The sequence below is a fragment of the Streptococcus oralis subsp. dentisani genome, from assembly GCF_003944205.1.
Classification (GTDB): domain Bacteria; phylum Bacillota; class Bacilli; order Lactobacillales; family Streptococcaceae; genus Streptococcus; species Streptococcus oralis_BH.
The window spans coordinates 103,038-129,250 of the sequence record NZ_RJPH01000004.1; the positions used below are offsets into that span (position 1 = coordinate 103,038).

The 26,213-nt window shown below is 43.6% G+C and carries 24 protein-coding genes and 1 other RNA gene; 20 read left to right on the forward strand and 5 right to left on the reverse strand.

The window, feature by feature from the left end; genetic code table 11:
- Nucleotides 1–99: 99 nt before the first annotated feature.
- Together pbp1a and recU are read right to left on the reverse strand one after the other, a co-directional pair.
- Nucleotides 100–2,247, reverse strand: a complete 2,148-nt coding sequence (gene pbp1a / locus D8805_RS04500) for a penicillin-binding protein PBP1A (protein WP_125415670.1) — start codon at nt 2,245–2,247, stop codon at nt 100–102.
- Nucleotides 2,244–2,840, reverse strand: a complete 597-nt coding sequence (recU, locus tag D8805_RS04505; RefSeq protein WP_125415673.1) for a Holliday junction resolvase RecU — start codon at nt 2,838–2,840, stop codon at nt 2,244–2,246. Before recU ends, pbp1a begins: the two co-directional genes overlap by 4 nt.
- A 79-nt stretch (nt 2,841–2,919) precedes the next feature.
- On the opposite strand from recU, the gene D8805_RS04510 reads away from it, so the two are divergent.
- The 17 genes from D8805_RS04510 to tig all read left to right on the forward strand — a co-directional run bounded on the left by D8805_RS04510 (nt 2,920) and on the right by tig (nt 18,678).
- Entirely contained in the window at nt 2,920–3,447 is a 528-nt protein-coding gene (locus D8805_RS04510) for a DUF1273 domain-containing protein (RefSeq protein ID WP_125415675.1), read from the forward strand.
- A 69-nt stretch (nt 3,448–3,516) separates the two neighbouring features.
- On the forward strand, nt 3,517–3,846 hold the full coding sequence (gene gpsB, locus D8805_RS04515; RefSeq protein WP_125415678.1) for a cell division regulator GpsB: 330 nt from the start codon (nt 3,517–3,519) through the stop codon (nt 3,844–3,846).
- 20 nt (nt 3,847–3,866) lie between these two features.
- Nucleotides 3,867–4,248, forward strand: an RNA gene (rnpB, locus tag D8805_RS04520) — RNase P RNA component class B.
- Between the two features lie 83 nt (nt 4,249–4,331).
- Complete coding sequence (locus D8805_RS04525; RefSeq protein ID WP_125415681.1) at nt 4,332–5,489, forward strand: THUMP domain-containing class I SAM-dependent RNA methyltransferase; 1,158 nt, start codon at nt 4,332–4,334, stop codon at nt 5,487–5,489.
- 12 nt (nt 5,490–5,501) lie between these two features.
- Nucleotides 5,502–6,953 (forward strand): cell division site-positioning protein MapZ, encoded by a 1,452-nt coding sequence (gene mapZ, locus D8805_RS04530; RefSeq protein ID WP_125415684.1) that lies wholly within the window; start codon nt 5,502–5,504, stop codon nt 6,951–6,953.
- A gap of 75 nt (nt 6,954–7,028) precedes the next feature.
- Entirely contained in the window at nt 7,029–8,453 is a 1,425-nt protein-coding gene (gndA, locus tag D8805_RS04535; protein ID WP_125415687.1) for an NADP-dependent phosphogluconate dehydrogenase, read from the forward strand.
- Between the two features lie 11 nt (nt 8,454–8,464).
- On the forward strand, nt 8,465–9,154 hold the full coding sequence (locus tag D8805_RS04540; protein ID WP_000518005.1) for a response regulator transcription factor: 690 nt from the start codon (nt 8,465–8,467) through the stop codon (nt 9,152–9,154).
- A gap of 99 nt (nt 9,155–9,253) precedes the next feature.
- Nucleotides 9,254–10,234: an N-acetylmuramoyl-L-alanine amidase family protein gene (locus tag D8805_RS04545; RefSeq protein WP_125415689.1), complete on the forward strand. Its 981-nt coding sequence runs from the start codon at nt 9,254–9,256 to the stop codon at nt 10,232–10,234.
- A gap of 117 nt (nt 10,235–10,351) precedes the next feature.
- On the forward strand, nt 10,352–11,230 hold the full coding sequence (mvk, locus tag D8805_RS04550; RefSeq protein WP_125415692.1) for a mevalonate kinase: 879 nt from the start codon (nt 10,352–10,354) through the stop codon (nt 11,228–11,230).
- Nucleotides 11,212–12,165 carry a diphosphomevalonate decarboxylase gene (mvaD, locus tag D8805_RS04555; RefSeq protein ID WP_125415695.1) on the forward strand — a complete coding sequence of 318 codons (954 nt, stop codon included), beginning with the start codon at nt 11,212–11,214 and terminating at the stop codon, nt 12,163–12,165. Before mvk ends, mvaD begins: the two co-directional genes overlap by 19 nt.
- Nucleotides 12,152–13,159 (forward strand): phosphomevalonate kinase, encoded by a 1,008-nt coding sequence (locus D8805_RS04560; RefSeq protein ID WP_125415698.1) that lies wholly within the window; start codon nt 12,152–12,154, stop codon nt 13,157–13,159. Before mvaD ends, D8805_RS04560 begins: the two co-directional genes overlap by 14 nt.
- Nucleotides 13,143–14,144, forward strand: coding sequence for a type 2 isopentenyl-diphosphate Delta-isomerase (fni, locus tag D8805_RS04565; protein ID WP_125415701.1), 1,002 nt, complete (start codon nt 13,143–13,145; stop codon nt 14,142–14,144). The genes D8805_RS04560 and fni overlap by 17 nt, the downstream gene beginning before the upstream one ends.
- Nucleotides 14,145–14,309: 165 nt before the next feature.
- Entirely contained in the window at nt 14,310–15,008 is a 699-nt protein-coding gene (gene liaF, locus D8805_RS04570; RefSeq protein ID WP_000714478.1) for a cell wall-active antibiotics response protein LiaF, read from the forward strand.
- Nucleotides 15,005–16,003, forward strand: a complete 999-nt coding sequence (locus D8805_RS04575; RefSeq protein ID WP_000744939.1) for an envelope stress sensor histidine kinase LiaS — start codon at nt 15,005–15,007, stop codon at nt 16,001–16,003. The genes liaF and D8805_RS04575 overlap by 4 nt, the downstream gene beginning before the upstream one ends.
- A 10-nt stretch (nt 16,004–16,013) precedes the next feature.
- On the forward strand, nt 16,014–16,646 hold the full coding sequence (locus D8805_RS04580) for a response regulator (RefSeq protein WP_000698409.1): 633 nt from the start codon (nt 16,014–16,016) through the stop codon (nt 16,644–16,646).
- Nucleotides 16,647–17,303: a DNA alkylation repair protein gene (locus tag D8805_RS04585; RefSeq protein WP_000050039.1), complete on the forward strand. Its 657-nt coding sequence runs from the start codon at nt 16,647–16,649 to the stop codon at nt 17,301–17,303. It abuts the gene before it with no gap.
- Nucleotides 17,304–17,394: 91 nt separating this feature from the next.
- Nucleotides 17,395–18,678, forward strand: coding sequence for a trigger factor (gene tig, locus D8805_RS04590; protein ID WP_125415703.1), 1,284 nt, complete (start codon nt 17,395–17,397; stop codon nt 18,676–18,678).
- Nucleotides 18,679–18,725: 47 nt separating this feature from the next.
- On the opposite strand, the gene recD2 is transcribed toward tig, so the two are convergent.
- The 3 genes from recD2 to rnhC form a co-directional block, all read right to left on the reverse strand.
- On the reverse strand, nt 18,726–21,092 hold the full coding sequence (gene recD2, locus D8805_RS04595; protein ID WP_125415706.1) for an SF1B family DNA helicase RecD2: 2,367 nt from the start codon (nt 21,090–21,092) through the stop codon (nt 18,726–18,728).
- A gap of 148 nt (nt 21,093–21,240) precedes the next feature.
- The gene (lepB, locus tag D8805_RS04600) at nt 21,241–21,855 is read right to left on the reverse strand and encodes a signal peptidase I (protein ID WP_001105831.1); all 615 of its coding nucleotides are present in this window, start codon (nt 21,853–21,855) and stop codon (nt 21,241–21,243) included.
- Nucleotides 21,856–21,858: 3 nt separating this feature from the next.
- Nucleotides 21,859–22,740, reverse strand: a complete 882-nt coding sequence (gene rnhC / locus D8805_RS04605) for a ribonuclease HIII (RefSeq protein ID WP_061417546.1) — start codon at nt 22,738–22,740, stop codon at nt 21,859–21,861.
- An 86-nt stretch (nt 22,741–22,826) separates the two neighbouring features.
- Between rnhC and zapA the strand changes: the two genes are divergently transcribed.
- From zapA to D8805_RS04620, 3 genes are all read left to right on the forward strand, one after another.
- On the forward strand, nt 22,827–23,129 hold the full coding sequence (gene zapA / locus D8805_RS04610; RefSeq protein WP_000002027.1) for a cell division protein ZapA: 303 nt from the start codon (nt 22,827–22,829) through the stop codon (nt 23,127–23,129).
- The gene (locus D8805_RS04615) at nt 23,126–23,674 is read left to right on the forward strand and encodes a CvpA family protein (RefSeq protein WP_125415709.1); all 549 of its coding nucleotides are present in this window, start codon (nt 23,126–23,128) and stop codon (nt 23,672–23,674) included. The genes zapA and D8805_RS04615 overlap by 4 nt, the downstream gene beginning before the upstream one ends.
- A gap of 112 nt (nt 23,675–23,786) precedes the next feature.
- The gene (locus D8805_RS04620) at nt 23,787–26,123 is read left to right on the forward strand and encodes an endonuclease MutS2 (protein WP_125415711.1); all 2,337 of its coding nucleotides are present in this window, start codon (nt 23,787–23,789) and stop codon (nt 26,121–26,123) included.
- Nucleotides 26,124–26,213 lie beyond the last annotated feature (90 nt).

Sequence of the window (26,213 nt, forward strand, 5' to 3'; positions counted from 1 at the left end):
TAGTTAGAGAAACTATCAAAAGAGTTATGGTGCTGTTGGGATAAACTATTGTGCTATAAAGAATAAAAATCCTGAGAATTTTACTTCTCAGGATTTTGCTTATTGTTGTGGTTGACTTGATTGGTTTTGCTCAGCAGGTGCAGTGCCTGATTGTTGAGGAATCGTCTGCGTTTGACTTGTGTTTGGAGTAGTTGAACTTGACTGAGAAGTCGAACTCTCAGATGTTGAGCTAGAACTTTCAGATGTCGAACTTTGTTGTGTAGATGATGAAGGGGTCCACGTATTGCGTGCTCCATTCTTAAAGACAAATTCTCCGCTTCTGTAAAGGCCTTCAGGCATGGTCCAATCCCCTGGATGGTCATCTGTTGAGAGGTAGGTCATCATCGAACGGTAGACCTTAGCAGCAACATAGAAGCCATCACCAACGATAGGAGTAAGTCGGTTAGAGTAACCGGTCCAGACAGCCATTGAATATTTACGAGTATAGCCGACAAACATTTCGTCTGGAGCTACATAACCAGAGTTCTTAATGTATTTCTCAATTTCATCATCTGTATAGTTTGATGTACCAGTCTTACCAGCTTGTGGTAACCATGATAGGTAGGCTCCACGTCCTGTCCCGTAGGTTAGGACAGTTTTCATCATCTCTGTCATCATATAGGCGGTTGTTTCTTTCATAGCGCGTGTTCCTGAATCAGAAAACTCTTTTGAACTACCATCACTAAAGATGATTTTGTTGATGTACATTGGCTTATGGTAAATACCGCCATTGGCAAAGGCAGCATAGGCTGCGGCCATTTTTTCACTGCTTGCCCCATACTTTTTGTTAGATTCGGTTGTGTTACTTGAAATCGCGTTGGCATAGTGCATATCTGGGTAGTCAATACCGAGTCCATTTAGGAAGGTCTTGGCTCTATCCAAACCGACTTTATTCAAGGTTTCTACAGCTGTAACGTTCCGTGATTGTTGAAGAGCATACTGCAACGTGATGTTTCCAAAGTAACTCTTATCCCAGTTGTAGACAGGTGTGTTGGTGCCAGGATAGTTATATGGTACGTCGTGAACAACCGAAGCGGTTGAGTCATAGATATCGTACTCCAAGGCTGGCGCGTAATCTGTGATTGGTTTCATGGTTGAACCCCAGTCGCGGTTTGTTTCGACAGCTTGGTTCATACCGAAGGAAACATTGCTAGATTGATGGCGTGCACCTAGCTGGGCAATCACCTTTCCGTTTGTGACATCAACGATGGTAGAAGCTACTTGCAACTCATCATCTGGATAATTAACGTATTCGTCGGTATTGTAGATATCCCAGAGACGTTGTTGAACGGCTGGATCAACATTAGTATAAACTTCCATTCCTGTTGTCAAAAGGTTGTAACCAGTTTCCTGTTCGACTTGGTCGATTACTTCTTTGAGATAATTATCCATATAGGCTGGATAGTTGTTTCCAGAACGGAGGCTCTGCAGTCCATCTGTAATGGGAGTATTGATGGCTTTTTCGTATTGTTCGGCAGAAATGTAGCCTTGACTTTTCATTTCCGAGAGGACAAGGTCACGGCGTTCCTGTGCCACTTCTGGATGAGAATAGGGATCATATTGATTTGGAGCCTGAGGCATTCCAGCTAGGAGAGCCAATTGAGGTAGACTTAAATCTTTGAGGTCTTTACCATAGTAGTTTTGGGCTGCCGTTTGCATCCCGTAATTTCCGTTGGACATATAGACCTTGTTGATGTAGTAAGTTAGGATCTCTTGTTTGGTCGCTTTTTGTTCTAGCTGAACGGCTAGCCAAGCTTCCTGTGCCTTACGTGAAAGTGTTTGATCAGATGTTGATGTTGAGAAATAGGTTAGTTTAATCAACTGCTGTGTCAAGGTAGAACCACCTTGAAGACCACCCCCACCACGGAGGTTTCGTAAGGAAGCGCCTAGGATACGAATTGTATCTACTCCTCGGTGACTGAAGAAACGATGATCTTCAATAGAGACAATTGCATTGACCAGCTCAGTAGGGATTTCATTAGCCTGTGCATTGACACGGCGCTCAGAACCCAGATCAGCGATAAGTTCATTTTTGCTGTCATAGATCTTACTAGACGTTGTAGCGACTAGTTTGCTTTCGGATAGAGCCGGAGCCTTGCTTACATAGTAGAGAAAAAGGCCTCCACCTAGCATAATAGCTGCGATAAATACAGTCAAGAGGCAGATACTGATATACTTAACTATTCGCAGGAAAGTTTGTTTGTTCATCTTATTTTACCACCTAGTAAATGTTCTTTGATAACGTCGAGATAGGGAATCTGTGGAAAGGCACCAGGCTCAATCCTATATCCATTTTCTCGAATATATCCAAGTGGCATTGACTTTTGTCCCGTATCTTGATGATAGAAACGAATCAAATCAATGGCCGGCAATAAGTAGGTTTCTTGCTGAGAAGAAAAGTGAAGGAGGACAAAGCAGATTCCTTGCTGGGCAAGAACTTGTTCCATGTGTTGGATCTGATGGAGATGGAAATTCTTCATCGGGATCGCATGTTTTTGCCTGGTTTCCTTTGCTTCAAAGTCGATGTAGTATCCATCATAAACCCCTGAATAGTCAGTCGTTGAGGCCTGTCTAAAATAAGCTTCAACGATCTTGGCTCGACTTCGTTGGGGATAGTCGACACGTACGATTTGGATGGGAGTCGGTTTCTTGTGAATAACTGCTAACCCATGCGACAAATAGTAGTCGTTCGTAGCGTTGATCATCTTTTCAAAAGACATTCCCCGATTTGCGAAATTTTTAGTTTGTGACGGGGGCGCTTGTCTCTTCTGTGATGAAAGTTTATGTGGATAGTTGACCATAATTCTCCTTATTGGTACAATAACATCACTCTATTATATCATAAATTTACAAAGAAAGGGTTAAAAGAAAGGGTTAAAAATGACAACAGCCTTGATTTTAGGTTATTCAGCCTTCGACCTTGGTCTCTTTAATGACAAAGATATTCGCGTTGATATTATCAAAACAGCCATTCGGAGAGACCTAGAACGTCTAGCAGAAGAAGGGGTGACCTGGCTTGTCTTTACAGGGACTCTGGGCTTTGAGTACTGGGTGCTTCAAGTGGCGAAAGACATGCAAGCAGACTATGGCTTTCAGTTGGCAACGATTTTTGCCTTTGAAACCCATGGTAGTAACTGGAATGAGGCCAATCAAATCAAACTCAGTGAGTTTAAGCAGGTTGACTTTGTCAAATATGCCTATCCACAATATGAGCACAAGGGGCAACTACGTGATTATCAGAAATTTCTGTTGGAAAATACGGATGGATGCTACCTGTTTTATGACGAAGAAAATGAAACCAAGTTACAGTATTTTTACCAGATGATGAAAAATCAAGAAGGCTATATTACAAAAAGATTAACATTTGAGGATCTGAACGAAATGGTGGAAAATTTTTCCGAAAAGTGAGGCTTTGACCTTGATTTTTGTTTGTCTTTTTTTATATAATAAGAATAGCAATCAAGAATGGAGAGAGAAATGGCAAGTATTATTTTTTCAGCAAAAGATATTTTTGAACAAGAGTTTGGACGTGAAGTTCGCGGATATAGTAAGGCAGAGGTAGACGAGTTCCTAGATGATGTGATCAAGGACTATGAGACTTACGCAGCTTTGGTTAAATCTCTTCGTCAGGAGGTTGCTGATTTGAAGGAGGAATTGTCTAACAAGCCACAGGCAAGTTCTACTCAACAAAGTTCTATCGAAGTAACAAGTTCAACTCCAATGACAAATTTCGATATTTTAAAACGATTGAATCGACTTGAAAAAGAAGTATTCGGTAAACAAATCGTAGACAATTCTGAGTTATAATCAGGTGTCTATTAGATGCAATTTTTGGATAATCGCGTGAAGAGAATCTCTTTTCATGAGGAAAGTCCATGCTAGCACAGGCTGTGATGCCTGTAGTGTTTGTGCTAGGCGAATCCATAAGCCTAGGGACGAGAAATCGTTACGGCAGTCGAAATGGCTAAGTCTTCGGATAGGTCAGAATAGGCTTGAAAGTGCCACAGTGACGGAGTCTTTCTGGAAACAGAGAGAGTGGAACGCGGTAAACCCCTCAAGTTAGCAACCCAAATTTTGGTCGGGGCATGGAGTGCACGGAAACGAACGTAGTACTCTGACTGCTGTCAGCTATAGGCTGCTAGCGGTAGACAGATGATTATCGAAGGAAGTGGTCCTAGTCACTTCTGGAACAAAACATGGCTTATAGAAAATTGCATATAGGTTGGGGCTGAGAATTTTTTCTCAACCTCATTTTTTAAAGTGAACAAGAGAAAGGTCTTGCAAGACTAGAAATGAAAGAACAATTTAATTTAATCGCAACTGCTGCGGCGGGGCTAGAGGCTGTCGTTGGACGTGAGGTGCGAGATCTTGGTTATGATTGCCAAGTTGAAAATGGGCGTGTCCGTTTTCAAGGAGATGTGCGGGCAATTATTGAGACCAATCTGTGGCTTCGCGCAGCTGACCGTATCAAGATTGTAGTCGGAAGTTTTCCAGCTAAGACCTTTGAAGAGCTTTTTCAAGGCGTTTTTGCTCTAGATTGGGAAAACTATCTCCCGCTTGGGGCTCGTTTTCCGATTTCAAAGGCCAAATGCGTTAAGTCTAAACTTCACAATGAGCCCAGTGTTCAGGCCATTTCTAAGAAAGCCGTTGTCAAGAAATTACAAAAACACTATGCCCGCCCAGAAGGTGTTCCCTTGATGGAAACTGGTCCCGAGTTTAAGATAGAGGTATCCATCCTTAAGGATGTGGCAACTGTCATGATTGACACGACAGGTTCTAGCCTTTTTAAACGTGGTTATCGTACGGAAAAGGGTGGAGCGCCTATAAAAGAAAATATGGCAGCGGCGATTTTACAACTCTCTAACTGGTATCCAGACAAGCCCTTGATCGATCCGACCTGTGGTTCAGGAACTTTCTGTATCGAGGCGGCTATGATGGCTAGAAAGATGGCACCAGGCCTTCGCCGTTCCTTTGCTTTTGAGGAATGGAACTGGGTCAGCGACCGGTTAATTCAAGAAGTGCGTACTGATGCTGCCAAGAAAATTGACCGTGAACTTGAACTGGATATCATGGGCTGTGATATTGATGCTCGGATGGTTGAGATTGCTAAAGCCAATGCTCAAGCAGCTGGTGTCGCAGGTAACATCACTTTTAAGCAAATGCGGGTACAGGATTTGCGTTCAGACAAGATCAATGGCGTCATCATTTCCAATCCACCATATGGAGAGCGTTTATCTGATGATTCAGGAGTCACCAAGCTCTATGCAGAAATGGGGCAGGTCTTTGCGCCATTGAAAACCTGGAGCAAATTTATCCTGACGAGTGACGAAGCTTTTGAAAGTAAGTACGGAAGTCCAGCGGATAAAAAGCGCAAACTTTATAACGGAACCTTAAAAGTGGATTTGTATCAATACTTTGGTCAGCGTGTGAAGCGCCAAGAGGTAAAGTAGAAAGGAAGACAGATGAGTAAAAAAAGACACAATCGTCATAAAAAAGAGCATCAAGAGTCCAAATTTGATTTTGACGAGGCGAAAGATCTGACAGTTGGTCAAGTCATCCGTAAAAATGAAGAAGTTGAAGCTGGAGTATTGCCTGAGGACAATATCTTGGATAAATACATCAAACAGCACCGCGAGGAAATCGAGGCGGACAAGTTTGAAACACGTCAATTTAAAAAAGAAGAACTGCAGGAAGCTCAGGCTCAAGAAGAATTGACGACACAGGAAGTCTCAGAAATCACTGAAGAGTCGGCACCAATCATAGAGGAACCCGAGACAGTTTCAGAAGAAACGGTGTCAGACTCAGTGGAAACTACAAGCTCGGATGTGATTTTGCCTCCTTTGGGAGAAGAAAATCAAGACTTGGAACCGCTTGTGTTGGAAAAGCAAACGCCAGCAGAGGTTGCTGATGAGAAAGAAGAGGAAGAGACGGCTCTACTTTCACGCTCAGCTCAGGCAGAATCAGAAACAGTTTCTAATTCTAAAAAGAAGCGCGTGTTTGTTATCGGTTCAGCCTTGGCAGCAGCCCTTATCTTGGCAGGTAGTTACTATATCTATCGTCAAGTAAATCGCTCCAACCAAGCCATCCAGTCTTCCCAGTCTTCTTCTAGTAATCAAGAAACACAAACAGCCCTACAAGAGTTTAATGCCCTCTACGATGCCTTTTATACGGATGCTAATAAAACAGCCTTGAAAAATAGTCAGTTTGACAAGTTGAACCAACTCAAGGCTCAACTAGATAAACTCGAAGGCAGTCGAGAGTATACTCTGGCCAAGTCTAAGTATGATAGTTTAGAAACTCAAATCAAGGCTGTGCAAGAAGTGAATAATCAGTTTGAAACTCCAGCAATTACTGATGGTGTCTTGGATACCAATGCAAAGGTCAAGGCAGACGCTAAATTTACAGAAATTAAAACAGGAAATACAGAGCTAGACAAACTGTTAGATAAGGCCATTAGCCTGGGTAAGAGCCAGCAAACAAGCGCCTCTAGTTCAAGTTCAAGTAGCAGTAGCCAAGAAAGTTCAAGTACAACGACTGATAGCAGTACGAGCAGTTCGTCTGCTTCATCAAGTTCAGCACCTGCCAGCAGACCAGAAAGTGGAGGTTTGTCTAGCGATGGTGTCAATCTTCAAAGAAGTGCTAGTCGTGTACCGTACAACCAATCAGCTGTAGAGGATAGCAATAACCCTGCCTGGAATTTTGCTGATGGTGTTTTGGAACAAATCCTAGCGACATCACGTGCTCGTGGCTATATCACTGGAAATCAATATATCCTAGAACGGGTCAATATCGTAAACGGAAATGGTTACTATAACCTCTACAAACCAGATGGAACCTACCTCTTTACCCTCAACTGTAAGACTGGATACTTTGTCGGTAATGGAGCTGGTCATGCAGATGACTTGGATTACTAGGAGTCCGTTACAAAATTCTTTCCTTTCATAGGTAAAAATGATAAAATAAAACATATTAAACAAGAGGAGTGTCACATGACAAAAGCTAACTTTGGTGTCGTAGGTATGGCCGTAATGGGTCGTAACCTTGCCCTAAATATCGAATCTCGTGGCTATACAGTTGCCATTTACAACCGTAGTAAAGAAAAAACAGAAGACGTAATTGCTTGCCATCCTGAAAAGAACTTTGTACCTAGCTACGATGTAGAGTCTTTCGTCCAATCTATCGAAAAACCTCGTCGTATCATGCTCATGGTTCAAGCTGGACCTGGTACAGACGCAACTATCCAAGCCCTTCTTCCACACCTTGACAAGGGTGATATCTTGATTGACGGAGGAAACACTTTCTACAAAGATACCATCCGTCGTAATGAAGAATTGGCAAACTCTGGTATCAACTTTATCGGTACAGGGGTTTCTGGTGGTGAAAAAGGTGCCCTTGAAGGTCCTTCTATCATGCCTGGTGGACAAAAAGAAGCCTATGAATTGGTTGCTGATGTTCTCGAAGAAATCTCAGCTAAAGCACCAGAAGATGGCAAACCATGTGTGACTTACATCGGTCCTGATGGAGCTGGTCACTATGTGAAAATGGTCCACAACGGTATCGAGTATGGTGACATGCAATTGATCGCAGAAAGCTATGATCTCATGCAACACTTGCTCGGCCTTTCTGCAGAAGATATGGCTGAAATCTTTACTGAGTGGAACAAGGGTGAATTGGACAGCTACTTGATCCAAATCACAGCTGATATCTTGAGCCGTAAAGACGATGAAGGTCAAGAGGGACCAATCGTAGACTACATCCTTGATGCTGCAGGTAACAAGGGAACTGGTAAATGGACTAGTCAATCATCACTTGACCTTGGTGTACCATTGTCACTCATCACTGAGTCAGTATTTGCTCGCTACATCTCTACATACAAAGAAGAGCGTGTGCATGCTAGCAAGGTTCTTCCAAAACCAGCTGCTTTCAAGTTTGAAGGTGACAAGGCTGAGTTGATCGAAAAGATCCGTCAAGCCCTTTACTTCTCAAAAATCATTTCATACGCACAAGGTTTTGCCCAATTGCGTGTGGCTTCTAAAGAAAACAACTGGAACTTGCCATTTGCGGATATCGCATCTATCTGGCGTGATGGCTGTATCATCCGTTCTCGTTTCTTGCAAAAGATCACAGATGCCTACAACCGTGATGCAGACCTTGCAAACCTTCTCTTGGATGAGTACTTCTTGGATGTTACTGCTAAGTACCAACAAACAGTGCGTGATATCGTAGCTCTTGCTGTTCAAGCTGGTGTACCAGTACCAACCTTCTCAGCAGCTATTACTTACTTTGATAGCTACCGTTCAGCTGACCTTCCAGCTAACTTGATCCAAGCGCAACGTGACTACTTTGGTGCCCACACTTACCAACGTAAAGACAAAGAAGGAACCTTCCACTACTCTTGGTATGACGAAAAATAAGTAGGTCTGCCATGGGGAAACGGATTTTATTACTTGAGAAAGAACGAAATCTCGCTCATTTTCTCAGTCTGGAACTCCAAAAAGAGCAATACCGTGTTGATCTTGTAGAGGAGGGGCAAAAAGCCCTCTCCATGGCTCTCCAGACAGATTATGACTTGATTTTACTGAATGCTCGTCTGGGGGATATGACGGCCCAGGATTTTGCAGAGAGGCTGAGTCGGACCAAACCAGCCTCAGTGATCATGGTCTTGGACCATCGCGAAGAGTTGCAAGACCAGATTGAGACAATCCAGCGCTTCGCCGTTTCTTACATCTATAAGCCAGTGATTATTGATCAGCTGGTGGCTCGTATTTCAGCGATTTTCCGAGGTCGGGACTTTATCGACCAACACTGTAGTCAGATGAAGGTCCCAACGTCTTACCGCAATCTGCGTATGGATGTAGAACATCATACCGTTTATCGTGGCGAGGAGATGATTGCTCTGACGCGCCGTGAGTATGACCTTTTGGCCACTCTCATGGGAAGCAAGAAGGTCTTGACTCGTGAGCAGTTGTTGGAAAGTGTTTGGAAGTACGAAAGTGCGACAGAAACTAATATCGTGGATGTTTATATCCGTTATCTACGTAGCAAGCTTGATGTAAAAGGACAAAAAAGCTACATTAAAACCGTGCGTGGTGTTGGGTACACCATGCAAGAATAGAAAAGCAGTTGCAGTTGTGTAACTGCTTTTTTTGAGAAGCTTCTATATATTGACATACGGTAAAGTCTTTGCTACAATCGTTTCAGGAGGATACAAGGAATGAAAGTATTGAAAAAAATCATGCAAGTTGGATTAGCAGTGTTTTTTCTTGGTCTTTTAGCGACAAGTACAGTATTGGCGGATACCACAGGTGGGCAGTTTGTTGATAAGGACAATAGAAAATACTATATAAAAGATGACCATAAAGCGATCTATTGGCATAAAATAGACGGTAAAATGTACTATTTTGATGATGATGGAGAAATGGTAGTCGGCTGGCAATACTTAGAAATTCCTGGGACGGGTTATCGTGATGATTTATTTGATAATCGTCCAGTTTTCGAAATTGGCCTTCAATATAAATGGTACTACTTTGATCAAGATGGGGTATTACAAGAATTTGTTGGCTGGCAACAATTAGAGGTTAAAGATTCATTAACTGTTGGTAAAAAATATGGTGAAGGCTTTGAAGGGCCAGAAGTTCTTAAATTAGCAAATTATTACTTTAATGAAGATCATTCTTTAAAAACAGGTTGGCTCTACGATCAATCTAATTGGTACTATCTAGCAAAAACAGGTCATTTAGGAAAAGACTACCTTGGTGGTGAAAGACGTGCGGGTTGGATAAACGATGATTCGACTTGGTACTACCTAGATCCAACAACTGGTATTATGCAAACTGGATGGAAATATCTAGGTAATAAGTGGTACTACCTCCGCTCATCGGGAGCTATGGCAACTGGTTGGTATCAGGAAGGTTCGACTTGGTATTATCTAGATGCTAAAAATGGAGATATGAAGACAGGCTGGGCTTATGTCGGTAACAAGTGGTACTATCTCCGTTCATCAGGATCTATGGAGACTGGCTGGTATCAGGAAGGTTCGACTTGGTATTATCTGCATGCAAGTAATGGAGATATGAAGACTGGTTGGTTCCAGGTTAATGGCAAATGGTACTACGCTTATAGCTCCGGTGCTTTAGCAGTGAATACGACCGTAGAAGGCTATTCTGTCAACTATAATGGCGAATGGGTCCAATAATGAAAGAGGCGATTGTGAAGGAAACAATCGCTTTTTTTATGAAAATATAATAAAATAGATAGGAGAAAATACTACTGTATGAAATGAGACGGTCTTTTCGTCTGGTTAAAGGAAAACATGACAAAAAAAGTTGGTGTCGGTCAGGCACATAGTAAGATTATTTTAATAGGAGAGCACGCTGTTGTATACGGCTATCCTGCCATTTCCTTGCCTCTCTTAGAGGTGGAAGTGACTTGTAAGGTGGTCCCTGCTGAAAGTCCGTGGCGTCTCTATGAGGAGGACACCCTGTCCATGGCGGTTTATGCTTCGCTGGAGTATTTGGATATCAAAGAAGCCTGCATTCGATGTGTGATTGACTCGGCTATCCCTGAAAAACGGGGAATGGGTTCGTCAGCTGCTATCAGCATAGCAGCCATCCGAGCTGTTTTTGACTACTATCAAGCCGACCTGCCTCACGATGTGCTAGAAATCTTGGTCAATCGGGCTGAGATGATTGCCCATATGAATCCGAGCGGGTTGGATGCCAAGACCTGTCTCAGTGACCAGCCCATTCGCTTTATCAAGAATGTTGGTTTTACAGAACTTGAGATGAACCTATCTGCCTATTTGGTGATTGCAGATACGGGTGTTTATGGTCACACTCGTGAAGCTATCCAAGTGGTCCAAAGCAAGGGCAAGGATGCCCTACCGTTTTTGCATGCCTTGGGAGAATTGACCCAGCAGGCAGAAGAGGCAATTAGACGAAAAGATGCTGAGGGACTGGGACAAATCCTCAGTCAAGCGCATTTACATTTAAAAGAAATTGGTGTCAGTAGCCCTGAGGCAGACTCCCTCGTTGAAGCGGCTCTGAGCCATGGTGCTCTAGGTGCCAAGATGAGTGGTGGTGGACTAGGAGGCTGTATTATCGCCTTGGTAGCTAATCTGAACCAAGCGCAAGAACTAGCAAAACGATTAGAAGAGAAAGGAGCTGTTCAGACATGGATCGAAAGCCTGTAACAGTACGTTCCTACGCAAATATTGCCATTATCAAATATTGGGGAAAGAAAAAAGAAAAAGAGATGGTTCCTGCGACCAGCAGTATTTCTTTGACTTTGGAAAATATGTACACAGAGACGACCTTGTCGCCTCTACCGACGGATGCGACTGCTGATGCCTTTCATATCAATGGTCAGCTTCAGAGTGAGGCTGAGCATGTCAAAATGAGCAAAATCATTGACCGCTACCGTCCGGCTGGGGAAGGTTTTGTCCGTATTGACACTCAAAACAATATGCCTACAGCAGCGGGCTTGTCCTCCAGTTCCAGTGGTTTGTCCGCCTTAGTCAAGGCTTGCAATGCTTATTTCCAGCTTGGTTTGAATCGGAGCCAGTTGGCGCAGGAGGCTAAGTTTGCCTCGGGTTCTTCCTCTCGCAGTTTTTATGGACCACTGGGTGCCTGGGACAAGGATAGTGGGGAAATCTACCCTGTAGAGACTGACTTGAAACTAGCTATGATCATGTTGGTGCTAGAAGACAAGAAAAAACCAATTTCTAGCCGTGATGGGATGAAACTCTGTGTGGAAACTTCGACGACCTTTGATGATTGGGTGCGCCAGTCTGAGAAAGATTATCAGGAGATGCTGGTTTATCTCAAAGAGAATGATTTTGCTAAGGTTGGGGAATTAACGGAGAAAAATGCCCTAGCCATGCACGCTACGACCAAGACTGCTAGTCCAGCCTTTTCTTATCTAACGGATGCTTCCTATGAAGCCATGGACTTTGTTCGCCAGCTTCGTGAGCAAGGTGAAGCCTGTTACTTTACCATGGATGCCGGTCCCAATGTCAAGGTCCTCTGTCAAGAGAAAGATTTGGATCATCTATCTGAAATCTTTGGTCAACGTTACCGCCTGATTGTGTCAAAAACAAAGGATTTGAGCCAAGATGATTGCTGTTAAAACTTGCGGAAAACTCTATTGGGCAGGGGAATACGCTATTCTAGAGCCAGGACAGTTAGCTTTGATAAAGGCTATTCCCATCTATATGAAGGCTGAGATTGCTTTTTCTGACAGCTACCGTATCTATTCAGATCTGTTTGATTTCGCAGTAGATTTGACGCCAAATCCTGACTACAGCTTGATTCAGGAAACGATTGCTTTAGTGGGAGACTTCCTTGCTGTTCGCTGTCAGACTTTTCGACCCTTTTCCTTGGAAATCCGTGGAAAAATGGAACGCGAAGGCAAAAAGTTTGGTCTGGGTTCGAGTGGTAGCGTCGTTGTCTTGGTGATCAAGGCCCTGCTGGCTCTATATGATATTACGGTTGATCAGGAACTCTTGTTCAAGCTGGCAAGCGCGGTCTTGCTCAATCGAGGAGACAATGGTTCTATGGGAGACCTTGCCTGTATTGTGTCAGAGGATTTGGTTCTCTACCAGTCTTTTGATCGAAAGAAGATAGCTGCTTGGTTGAAAGAAGAAAGCTTGGCAACAGTTTTAGAGCGTGACTGGGGCTTTTCCATCTCACAAGTGAAACCAACCCTAGAATGTGATTTCCTAGTGGGATGGACCAAGGAAGTGGCCGTATCAAATCAAATGGTTCAGCAAATCAAACAAAACATAGACCAGAACTTTTTAAGTTCCTCAAAAGAAACAGTGGTTACTTTGGTAGAAGCCTTGGAGCAGGGGAAAGTAGAAAATATCATCGATCAGGTGGAAACTGCCAGCCAGCTTTTAGAAGGCTTGAGTCCAGATATTTACACACCTTCGCTGAGACAGTTGAAAGAAGCCAGTCAAGATTTGCTGGCTGTTGCCAAGAGTAGTGGCGCTGGTGGTGGTGACTGTGGCATTGCCTTGAGTTTTGATGTGCAATCAACTGAAACCTTAAAAAATCGTTGGGCCAATCTGGGGATTGAGCTCTTATACCAAGAAAGGATAGGACATGACGACAAATCGTAAGGACGAGCATATCCGCTATGCCCTTGAGCAGAAAAGTTCCTATAATAGCTTTGATGAGGTGGAGTTGATCCATTCTTCCCTGCCTCTTTATGACCTGGATGAGATTGATTTGTCTACAGAGTTTGCAGGTCGAAAGTGGGACTTTCCTTTTTATATCAATGCCATGACGGGTGGAAGCGAAAAAGGTAAAGAAATCAATCAAAAACTGGCTCAGGTGGCAGAAGCCTGTGGGATTTTGTTTGTAACGGGCTCTTATAGTGCAGCCCTAAAAGATCCAACAGATGATTCTTTTTCTGTCAAATCTAGCCATCCAAATCTCCTCCTTGGAACCAATATTGGATTGGACAAGCCTGTTGAGTTAGGACTTCAGACTGTAGAAGCGATGAATCCTCTTCTCCTGCAAGTGCATGTTAATGTCATGCAGGAATTACTCATGCCCGAGGGAGAAAGAAAGTTCAGAAGCTGGTATTCGCATCTGGCAGACTATAGCAAGCAAATCCCTGTTCCCATTGTCTTAAAAGAAGTGGGCTTTGGAATGGATGTGAAGACCATCGAAAGAGCCTATGAACTGGGCGTTCGAACTGTTGACCTGTCAGGTCGTGGTGGTACCAGCTTTGCTTATATCGAAAACCGTCGCAGTGGCCAGCGTGACTATCTCAATCAATGGGGACAATCCACCATGCAAGCCCTTCTCAATGCCCAAGACTGGAAAGACAAGGTCGAACTCTTGGTCAGTGGAGGCGTTCGGAATCCGCTTGATATGATTAAGTGCTTGGTTTTTGGTGCCAAGGCTGTAGGACTGTCACGTACCGTTCTAGAGTTGATTGAAACCTACACAGTCGAAGAAGTGATTGGCATTGTCCAAGGCTGGAAAGAAGATCTGCGTTTGATCATGTGTGCCCTTAATTGTGCCACCATAGTGGATCTGCAAGACGTAGACTATATTCTTTACGGTAAACTAAAAGAAGCAATAGATCAGATGTAGAGAGGTCGGGACAAGAATCCCGCCCTTTTTGTAGCCTTTTGCCAACTGTGGTGAGTTGATGAAACCAAGCTTGTAGGAGCGATTTCTGTCCTATGTCCTTTTTCCATCCTCAGACCGAGGTGACTTTTTTGAATTGTGATAAAATAGAAAAGAGAGGATGCATCTATGAAAAAATTTCAAATCTTTTTATTTATTGAAGCCTGTCTGTTGACGGGAGCTCTGATTTTGATGGTATCAGAGCATTTTTCGCGTTTTCTGCTGATTCTATTCCTCTTTCTTCTCCTGATACGCTATTATGCAGGCAAAGAGGGCAACAACTTTCTCCTCCTTGTGGCGACTATTCTTTTCTTTTTCATTGTCATGCTCAATCCCTTTGTGATTTTAGCTATCTTTGTAGCGGTGATCTACAGTCTCTTTCTTCTCTATCCAATGATGAATCAAGAAAGAGAGGAGACCGATTTGGTCTTTGAAGAGGTGGTGACGGTTAAAAATGAAAAGAATCGCTGGTTTGGCAATCTCCATCATTTCTCTAGTCACCAGACCTGCCAGTTTGACGATATCAACCTCTTTCGCCTCATGGGCAAGGACACCATTCATTTAGAAAGAGTTATCCTAACCAATCATGACAATGTCATTATCCTTAGAAAGATGGTCGGAACGACTAGGATTATCGTACCTGTAGATGTGGAAATCAGCCTCAGTGTTAACTGTCTTTATGGAGATCTTACCTTCCTTCATCAACCTAAGAGATCCCTCCGCAACGAACACTATCATCAGGAAACCAGAGACTATCTCAAGAGTAAAAAGAGTGTCAAGATTTTCCTAACTACTATGGTTGGCGATGTGGAGGTGGTCAGAGGATGAAAAAGCAATCGTACCTATTAATCGGCCTGACTTCTTCTCTCTTTATCCTCTTTTTGGCTAATAGTTTACTTGATATTTTTGAACTGGATTGGTCCTATTTGCTACAAGATATCGAAAAAACAGAGAAACTCATCTTCTTGATCTTGGTCTTTAGCCTTTCCATGACCTTCTTTTTTGTCCTCTTTTGGCGTGTGATAGAAGAAGTCTCTCGCAGAAAAATGCAGGTTAATCTCAAGCGACTGCTGGCAGGAAAAGAGGTATTTTCCTTTGCAGATCCAGACTTGGAGGCCAGTTTCAAGTCCTTGTCTGGTAAGCTTAATCTCTTGACAGAAGCTGTTCAAAAGGCTGAAAATCAAAGTCTGGTCAAGGAAGAAGAAATCATCGAGAAAGAAAGGAAGCGGATTGCACGTGACTTACATGATACGGTTAGTCAGGAGTTGTTTGCGGCCCATATGATTTTATCAGGTGTCAGCCAGCAGGCTTTGAAGCTTGATAGAGACAAGATGCAGACCCAGTTGCAAAGTGTCGCAGCCATCCTAGAAACAGCCCAGAAAGATTTGCGAGTCTTGCTCCTACATTTGCGACCAGTAGAGTTGGAGCAAAAGAGCTTGGTTGAGGGGATTCAAATCCTCTTAAAAGAGCTTGAGGACAAGAGTGATCTCAAGGTTAGTCTCAAGCAGAATGTGTCTAAATTGCCTAAGAAGATTGAAGAACATATCTTCCGTATTTTGCAGGAGTTGATCAGCAATACCCTCCGCCATGCTCAGGCATCTTGCCTAGATGTCTATCTCTATCAGACAGATGTTGAATTGCAGCTGAAGGTAGTGGACAATGGGATTGGTTTCCAGTTAGGGAGTTTAGATGACTTGAGTTATGGACTGCGAAATATCAAGGAGCGAGTCGAAGATATGGCAGGAACGATTCAACTCTTGACAGCTCCCAAACAAGGACTGGCGGTTGATATCCGTATTCCCCTGCTAGACAAGGAATCATAAAGGAGTAGAGATGAAAATTTTACTGGTAGATGACCATGAAATGGTCCGATTGGGCTTGAAAAGCTATTTTGACCTCCAAGACGATGTAGAAGTTGTGGGCGAGGCTGCCAATGGGGCTCAAGGTATTGAGTTGGCCTTGGAACTGCGCCCAGATGTCATTGTCATGGATATTGTTATGCCTGAGATGAATGGGATTGATGCTACCTTGGCCATCCTCAAAGAACGGCCTGAAGCCAAGATTTTGATTGTGACCTCTTACTTGGACAATGAAAAAATCATGCCAGTCTTGAATGCTGGTGCAAAAGGCTATATGCTCAAGACTTCTAGTGCAGACGAACTGCTTCATGCAGTTCGTAAGGTGGCTGCTGGCGAGTTAGCCATTGAACAAGAGGTCAGCAAGAAAGTCGAATACCATCGCAATCATATCGAGCTTCATGAGGAATTGACTGCGCGTGAACGTGATGTGCTTCAACTCATCGCCAAGGGTTATGAAAATCAGCGCATCGCTGATGAACTCTTTATCTCTCTCAAGACGGTCAAGACCCATGTGTCCAACATTCTTGCCAAGCTTGAGGTTAGTGATCGCACCCAGGCGGCGGTCTATGCCTTTCAGCACCACTTGGTCGGGCATGAGGATTTTTAGATGAGTCTTGCAGATTTACTTGAGGAGCTAGAAGCAGCAAAAGACCCTGAGAAAGCAGGCTCTATGGAAGCCTATATGCGTCATCAATTTCCCTTTCTAGGCATTGCAGGTCCTGAAAGAAATGCACTCTATAAAAAGTATTTTCCAGAAGCGAAAAAAACAAGAATTATCGATTGGGATTTTGTAGACACTTGCTGGGAAAAGGAGCCAAGAGAATACCAGTATGTGGGCGCCAACTATTTGAAAGCTATGCAGTCTTATCTAACGAAGGATGATTTGCCTAAGCTTGAGCATCTAGTCGTGACCAAGTCTTGGTGGGACACGGTAGATATCCTAGACCGAGTAGTAGGGAGTTTGGTAGCCGACCATCCGGAACTTGAAGAAGTGCTTTTAAAATGGAGCCTCTCAGACAATATCTGGTTGAGGCGAGTCGCTATTGACCACCAGTTGTTAAGAAAAGAGAAAACGAATGTCCAACTGATGGAAAAGATCCTACTCAACAATCTGGACCAGACAGAATTTTTTATCAACAAAGCCATCGGCTGGGCTCTAAGAGACTACTCTAAAACCAATCCCGAATGGGTAGCAGCTTTCATCGAAAAAAATAAGAAGAGAATGGCTGAACTCAGTATCAAGGAAGCCAGCAAGTACCTTTAGCATCGTTGAAAAGCGTATTCATTACTTGAAAAAAGTCGCTCGTTTATGTTATAATAGACTGTATTTAAAAATTTTAAGGAGAAATGACAGAATGTCTGTATCATTTGAAAACAAAGAAACAAACCGTGGTGTCTTGACTTTCACGATCTCTCAAGACCAAATCAAACCAGAAGTGGATCGTGTCTTCAACTCAGTAAAGAAAACTCTTAACGTTCCAGGTTTCCGTAAAGGTCACCTTCCACGTCCTATCTTTGATAAAAAATTTGGTGAAGAAACACTTTACCAAGATGTGTTGAACGCTCTTTTGCCAAACGCTTATGAAGCAGCTGTAAAAGAAGCTGGTCTTGAAGTGGTTGCGCAACCAAAAATTGACGTCACTTCAATGGAAAAAGGTCAAGACTGGGTTATCACTGCTGAAGTCGTGACAAAACCTGAAGTTAAATTGGGTGACTACAAAAACCTTGAAGTATCAGTAGATGTAGAAAAAGAAGTCACAGACGCTGATGTTGAAGAACGTATCGAACGCGAACGCAACAACTTGGCTGAATTGGTTATCAAAGAAGGCGCTGCTGAAAATGGCGACACTGTTGTGATTGACTTTGTTGGTTCTATCGACGGTGTTGAATTTGACGGTGGAAAAGGTGAAAACTTCTCACTTGGACTTGGATCAGGTCAATTCATTCCTGGTTTTGAAGACCAATTGGTTGGACACTCAGCTGGCGAAACTGTTGACGTTGTCGTAACATTCCCAGAAGACTACCAAGCAGAAGACCTAGCAGGTAAAGAAGCTAAATTCGTGACAACTATTCACGAAGTAAAAGCAAAAGAAGTTCCAGCTCTTGATGATGAACTTGCAAAAGACATCGACGAAGAAGTGGAAACTCTTGACGAATTGAAAGAAAAATACCGCAAAGAATTGACTGCTGCGAAAGAAGAAGCATACAAAGATGCCCTTGAAGGTGCAGCAATCGATAAAGCTGTAGAAAACGCTGAAATCGTAGAACTTCCAGAAGAAATGATCCACGAAGAAGTTCATCGTTCAGTAAATGAATTCCTTGGAAACTTGCAACGTCAAGGTATCAATCCTGACATGTACTTCCAAATCACAGGAACTACTCAAGAAGACCTTCACAAACAATACGAAGCAGAAGCTGAGTCACGTACTAAGACTAACCTTGTTATCGAAGCAGTTGCGAAAGCTGAAGGATTTGACGCTTCAGAAGAAGAAATCCAAAAAGAAATCGAGCAATTGGCTGCAGATTACAACATGGAAGTGGCACAAGTTCAAAACTTGCTTTCAGCTGATATGTTGAAACACGATATCGCAATCAAAAAAGCTGTTGAATTGATCACAAGCACAGCAACAGTAAAATAATCTTAAAAGATAAAAAGCCCACCTGATTTGGTGGGTTTTCTGATGGTCTATTTTCCAAAAATCTCTTTGAGATCTGCGTCTGTAATCCCAATCATGGCTGGGATACTAGACCAGTTTTCCTCAGTGAGAATGTAGGATAGAGGAGAATCCTCTTGATTTGTTGTTTCGCTAGGAGCTGGGCTGGTTTGGTCGGTCGAATCGACCAGATCCTGAAAGCGTTCAATCAGATAGGTCTTACGGGCAGTTCCTATATGTCTGACTGCATAGTCAAAGGCCTGTAATTCGCCAAGAAGGATGAGCTTGCTCTTGGCCCGTGTAATGGCTGTATAGATGAGATTGCGTTCCAGCATACGTCTACTAGCACTGGTGATGGGCAGGATGACAACGGGAAACTCACTTCCCTGAGACTTATGGATACTCATGGCATAGGCTAGGCGAATCTTGTACCATTCGTTACGTGGGTAGACGACCTCATTGCCGTCAAAATCAATGACAATCTCGTCTTGTTTGGACTCAGTATATTTTCCAGGAATCAGGTCTGTGATGTAGCCTAGGTCTCCATTAAAGACATTGACTTCAGCGTCGTTGACTAGGTGAATAACCTTGTCCCCTGTTCGATAGTGACACTGAGTTGCTTCAAAGCTAACTTGCCCCTTTTGCTGAGGATTGAGCAGGTCTTGCATGAGTTGGTTAATGGCGTCAATACCAGCAGTTCCTCGATACATAGGCGCAAGCACCTGAATATCACGAGCCAGAATGCCACCTCTGAGGGCGGCACCGAGGATCTTCTCAATGGTCGCAGGGATATGGCCACTCGCGATTTCAAAGTAGGAGCGGTCTGCTTTTTTCTTAGTAAAGTCAGCTGGCAAGATGCCTTGTCGAATCTGGCTAGCCAAGGTGACGATGGTTGATTCTTCACTCTGACGGTAAATCCGTTCCAAGCGAGTCTGCGGAATCAGGGGTATCTGGAGCAGGTCAGCAAGGACTTGCCCAGGACTAACAGAAGGTAGCTGGTCGCTATCACCCACGATGAGGATTTTACTGTTAGAAGAGATGTTGGAGAAAAGTTGGTTGGCTAGCCAAGTGTCCACCATGGAGAATTCATCCACGATAATAAAGTCGGCATCCAGATAATCTTCCAGATGGCTAGTATCATCGTCCCCCGTCATTCCCAAATGGCGGTGAATGGTCGCGCTGGGCAAACCTGTTAATTCATTCATGCGCCGAGCTGCTCGACCAGTTGGAGCTGCTAGAAGGATAGGCAGGTTGCTTTTTTTTCTGAGGTCAAGTCCTTCTAAAAGTGCATAGACAGCGATAATCCCATTGATAACAGTCGTCTTACCTGTACCAGGTCCACCTGTTAGGATAAAGACCTTGTTCTGGATAGCGTCACAGATAGCCTGTTTTTGAATGCTATCGTATTGGATACCCAGTTCCTCCTCGACAGTAGCGATATGCTTTTGAATGGTTTCTAAATCCTGATTTTTCTGTTTTCCTTTTTCAAGGATACGAGCCAAGTGGCTGCGAATGCCTTCTTCGGCGAAAAAGAGACTATTGTCAAAGATTTTGGTATCAATCTGCTGAACCTTGTCTTCTTCGATGAGGTAGGAGAGTTCTTGGGCTACTTGGCTGGGATCCAGTTCTACGGGTCGGGAAGACTCGAGGAGAGTCAGGGTCTGTTCCAGCAAATCTCGGGCTTCCATGTAGGTATCGCCCGTATCCATACAGCCTTGAAAGAGACTGTGGACAAGGCCAGCACGAAAGCGCTCGGGAGCCTGACTTTCGATGCCTAGTTCCTCCGCTAGTTGGTCAGCAATGGTAAAACCCAATCCCTTGATATCCTCGACCAGTTGGTAGGGATAGTTTTCGACAATATCCAGCGTTTCTTCCTTGTAAAAGTCTTGAATCTGAAAGGCTAGTTTATTGGGAATGCCGTAGTTAGCTAGTTTTGCCAAGACCATTTCTGTCCCATAGTTGAGACGGAGGGTAGAGAGGAAAGCCTCACGGTTTTGGGCAGAGAGTCCTGAGATGCCTTCTAGCTTTTCAGGATGTTCCAGAATTTCGTCTATGGTATTTTCACCATAGCAATCCACGATTTTTTGAGCCGTTTTGAGACCAATTCCCTTGAAGTGGCTACTCGAAAAGTACTTAACTAGCCCTTTTTTAGTTGGTTTTGCCCGCTCATAACGGCTGATTTGCAGTTGTTCTCCGTACTTGGAGTGTTGAACGATTTGTCCCCAAAAGGTGTAGTCTTCGCCCTCAATCACGTCAGCCATGGTTCCTGTAATGATAATTTCAAAATCGTCAAAGTCCTCCGCATTGGTATCTTCGATATCTAGGAGGAGGATGCGATAAAAATTGCTGGGATTTTCAAAAATAATACGTTCAATGGTGCCTGAAAAATAAACTTCCATAGATTTCCTTTTTGATAGAAAAAGAGCTGGGATAGAGCTTTCAGTTAGGCTTTCCTTTGATTTGGGACTTGGTACAAGATATTGCCAAGTTGCAATCTAATCCTAAAAGCTAACTCAAAAAGACTATCACAGCATCTAGTTGCTGATTTTAAAAGATTCCGATACGGTTGAGTGGCCAGAAACGGAATTTGGCTTCTCCTTTGATTTGACTGGCTTTAAAGGTTCCGACATGGCGACTGTCACTGGAAACCAAACGGTCATCTCCAAGGAGGAGGTACTCGCCCTCAGGTACTGTAAAGCTGAAACTGGTGTTGAAATTCACATCGACAGTAAAGGCCTGAGCTTTCTGGGCTAGACTTCTAAAATACACCCCCTTATCTCCTTCAAAGCCTTTCCCCGAATAGGCGTTTTGCAGTTTATCATTTTTAAACTGTTGGAGGTAGTCTGCTAGGTAAGGTTCGTCGGTTTCTTGATTGTTGATAAAGAGCTTGTCGTTTTCGTAGCGAATGGTATCACCAGGCATGCCGATGACGCGTTTAACGATGTCTTTATTTCCATCATCTTCATGAGCAACTACAATGTCAAAACGGTTGATAGGGAGGTGTTTGACGACAAAGAGAATCTCTCCATCAGCTAGGGTCGGATCCATAGAGTGTCCTTCCACACGGACATTGGTCCAGAGAAAGAGACGACTGAGACCGACTAGTATAATGATGAGGAACGTAAGTCCCCACTCTTTTAGAAATGTTTTAAAATAATTCATAATTTACCTTTCTAGAAGTGCTTTGGCTTTTTCAGTGTTTTTAAAATGCAGTTTGGCACAGAAACGAAGTCCTTTCATGCCATAGGCTTGAAGGACTTTGCTAGCAACCTTATCAGATGCAGTTCCAGCGCCGCTTGGCAGTTGATAGCCTAGTTCTCGTCCAAGATTTTCCAAGTTTTCGAGGAAGAGGTCACGAGCGATGATGGAGCTAACTGCAACAGCCAGGTATTTTCCCTCGGCTTTTTCTTCTAAGCTAATTTTGTTTGGAAAACGGTTGGCTTCTTGCGCCAAGTACTTGTTATAGTTTTTAGGACTTGTAAAAGCGTCAATCACGATTTTTTCTGGCTGGACTCCTTTTTGGAGAAGGAGAAAGATAGCCTGGTTGTGTAGGGCAACCTTTACAGAAACAGCATTGTAACGATCTCCGATAACTTCGTTGTACTTACTCGGTGAAAGAAGGAGCGCTTGATGCTGGATCTTTTCCTTGAGGATAGGGGCAATCTGACGAATCTTTTGGTCGGTCAAGGTTTTTGAATCCCCTACGCCGAGTTTTCGCAAGAAGTCGTGCTGGTCAGGTGTCACGAAGGAAGCCACGACAGCAAGCCCACCAAAGTAGGAACCATTTCCCACCTCATCAGTCCCAATCATAGGAAAATCTTGTCCACTGTTTTCTTGTTGAACTTTATAGCCAAAGAAAGTGGCGTATTGTTCAGCAGCTTCGCCCTGCAGGAGGACTTTTCCAGAAGTGTAGATAGAAACGGTTGCCTGAGGGAAGCGCAAAAAATAGCGAATATAAGGATTTTTACTAGGGGCGAGAGCCTTCTGATACTGACTTAAAAAGCTCTGAATTTCCTGTTCACTTGGTGTGAGTGTGATACTTGCCATAGTCTCTATTGTACCATAAAAGCAGGAGAATTGGTAAAAACTGACAAAGTTAGCGAAATTTGGTATAATATCGTGAGGTGAATTTTATGGCAAATCTAAATCGATATAAGTTTACATTCGGGAAAAAGACATTAACCTTAACAACCGAGCATGACAACCTCTTTATGGAGGAAATAGCCAAGGTTGCGACTGAAAAATACCAAGCAATTAAAGAACAAATGCCTGGGGCAGATGATGAAACGATTGCCCTCCTTTTAGCGATCAACAGCCTATCGACGCAGCTCAGTCGTGAGATTGAGTTTGACGATAAGGAGCAGGAGCTTAAAGACCTTCGAAATAAGCTAGTGGCTGTCAAGCAAGAGCAGAGCAAGATTGAGGATTCCCTATGATTTCAATCCTACTCTTATTGGTTCTTGCTTGGGGATTTTACATCGGCTACCGTAGAGGTTTGATGCTGCAAGTTTATTATTTCCTCGTGGCCGTGATTTCAGCCTTTGTTGCGGGACAGTTTTATAGATCACTGGGAGATCACTTCCACTTGCTCATCCCTTATGCCAATCCTCAGGAAGGGCAGGGTACCTTTTTCTTCCCTTCAGACCAGCTTTTTCAGCTAGACAAGGTCTTTTATGCGGGTCTGGCCTACCTTCTAGTTTTCGGAATTTGTTACAGTATCGGACGTTTTATCGGTTTGTTCCTACACTTGATTCCAACTAAAAAGCTCGATGTCAAATGGTTTCGTATCGGAGCAGGCCTATTGTCTCTATTGGTGACCTTATTTGTCTTGCAAATGGCTTTGACCATTCTTGCAACGGTGCCTCTGGCAGTCATTCAAAATTCACTCGAAAAAAGTACAGTAGCCAAACACATCATCCAAAGTGTCCCTTTTACGACAAACTTTATCAAACAACTCTGGGTTACAAATTTAATCGGATAAAAAGGGCGGGAGTTTTCCTAGCCCTTTGTTTACAGATTGGATGACTAGTATCAGGTGAAGTCAAAAACCTCTAGTTGCTACGATTTTGTAAACAAATACACAAGGAAAGAATATGAATACAAAAATACTAGAAACCTTAGAATTTAATAAAATCAAAGCCTTGTTTGAACCTCATATCCTGACAGAACAGGGACTAGAGGAGCTAAAAGGTTTGGTTCCGACTACCAAGGAGGATAAAATCAAACAGGCCTTTGCTGAAATGGAGGAAATGCAAGCCCTATTTGTGGAGCAGCCTCACTTTACCATCCTAGCGACACGTGAGATTTCAGCGGTTTGTAAGCGTCTGGAGATGGGGGCGGACCTCAATATCGAGGAGTTTCTACTCCTCAAACGGGTCTTGCTTACTAGCAGAGAGTTACAAAGTTTTTATGCCAATCTTGAAAACGTACGCTTGGAACAGTTGGCGAGATGGTTTGAAAAACTACATGATTTTCCACACTTGCAAGGAAGTCTCCAAGCCCTAAATGACGCAGGATTTATCGAAAATTTCGCCAGCGAAGAACTAGCACGTATCCGTCGGAAAATCCATGATAGTGAGAGTCAGGTCCGAGATGTTTTACAAGACTTGCTCAAGCAAAAAGCTCAGATGTTGACGGAAGGGATTATCGCCAGTAGAAATGGCCGTCAGGTCTTACCCGTCAAGAATACCTACCGCAACAAGATTGCAGGTGTTGTCCACGACATCTCTGCCAGTGGAAATACGGTCTATATCGAGCCACGTGAGGTCGTGAAACTAAGCGAAGAAATCGCGAGTCTGCGAGCTGATGAGCGCTATGAGATGATTCGTATCCTGCAGGAGTTATCGGAACGGGTCCGTCCTCATGCTGCAGAGATTGCTAATGACGCTTGGATTATCGGGCACCTAGACTTGATTCGTGCCAAAGTGCGTTTCATTCAAGAAAGACAAGCAGTTGTTCCTCAACTTTCAGAGAACCAAGAGATTCAACTCCTTCATGTTCGCCATCCTTTGGTCAAAAATGCAGTGGCAAACGATGTACACTTTGGTAAGGAATTAACGGCCATTGTCATTACAGGGCCCAATACAGGTGGGAAGACCATCATGCTCAAAACCTTGGGCTTGACGCAACTTATGGCCCAGTCAGGCTTGCCCATTTTAGCTGATAAGGGGAGCCGTGTCGGTATTTTCGAAGAAATCTTCGCGGATATCGGGGATGAGCAGTCTATCGAGCAAAGCTTGTCTACCTTCTCCAGCCACATGACCAATATCGTAGATATTCTTGGCAAGGTCAACAAACACTCACTTTTACTCTTAGATGAGCTTGGCGCAGGGACCGATCCGCAGGAGGGGGCTGCCCTTGCTATGGCTATTTTGGAGGATCTTCGTCTACGTCAGGTCAAGACTATGGCGACGACCCACTATCCAGAACTCAAGGCCTATGGTATTGAAACAGCCTTTGTGCAAAATGCCAGCATGGAGTTTGATACAGCCAGTCTGCGTCCGACCTATCGCTTTATGCAGGGAGTTCCTGGCCGAAGCAATGCCTTTGAAATTGCTAAACGCCTGGGCTTGTCAGATGTCATCGTTGGGGATGCCAGTCAGCAGGTCAACCAAGATAATGACGTCAACCGCATCATTGAGCAATTGGAAGAGCAAACGCTTGAGAGTCGCAAACGTTTGGACAATATCCGTGAGGTGGAGCAAGAAAACCTCAAGATGAACCGAGCACTCAAAAAACTTTACAACGAGCTCAATCGTGAAAAGGAAACTGAGCTCAACAAGGCGCGTGAACAAGCTGCTGAGATTGTGGAACTAGCGCTAAGTGAGAGTGATCAGATTCTCAAGAACCTCCACAGTAAGTCTCAACTCAAACCTCACGAAATCATTGAAGCCAAGGCTGAGCTGAAAAAACTAGCTCCTGAAAAAGTTGATTTGTCTAAAAATAAGGTCCTTCAAAAAGCCAAGAAAAAACGAGCACCAAAGGTTGGAGATGATATCGTGGTTCTCAGTTATGGTCAACGTGGTACCTTGACCAATCAACTTAAGGACGGCCGTTGGGAAGCCCAAGTCGGTTTGATCAAGATGACCTTGGAAGAGAAAGAATTTGACCTTGTTCAGGCTCAGCAAGAAGCCCCAGTCAAGAAAAAACAAGTCAATGTCGTCAAACGTGCTTCTGGTCGTGGTCCGCAAGCGAGGCTGGATCTCCGAGGCAAACGGTACGAAGAGGCTATGAATGAGCTGGACGCCTTTATCGACCAAGCCCTGCTCAATAACATGGCGCAGGTAGACATTATCCATGGTATCGGTACGGGAGTCATCCGTGAGGGCGTCACCAAATACCTACAAAGAAACAAGCATGTTAAGAGTTTTGGTTATGCCCCACAGAATGCTGGAGGCAGTGGCGCAACCATTGTGACCTTTAAAGGATAGAGAGAAGAAGGAGTCAATCTTTCTGGAAAAAGAAATGAAAACTAAAAATTTTCATAGAAAACATTGACAAAGGCTAACTTTTCTTGTAGA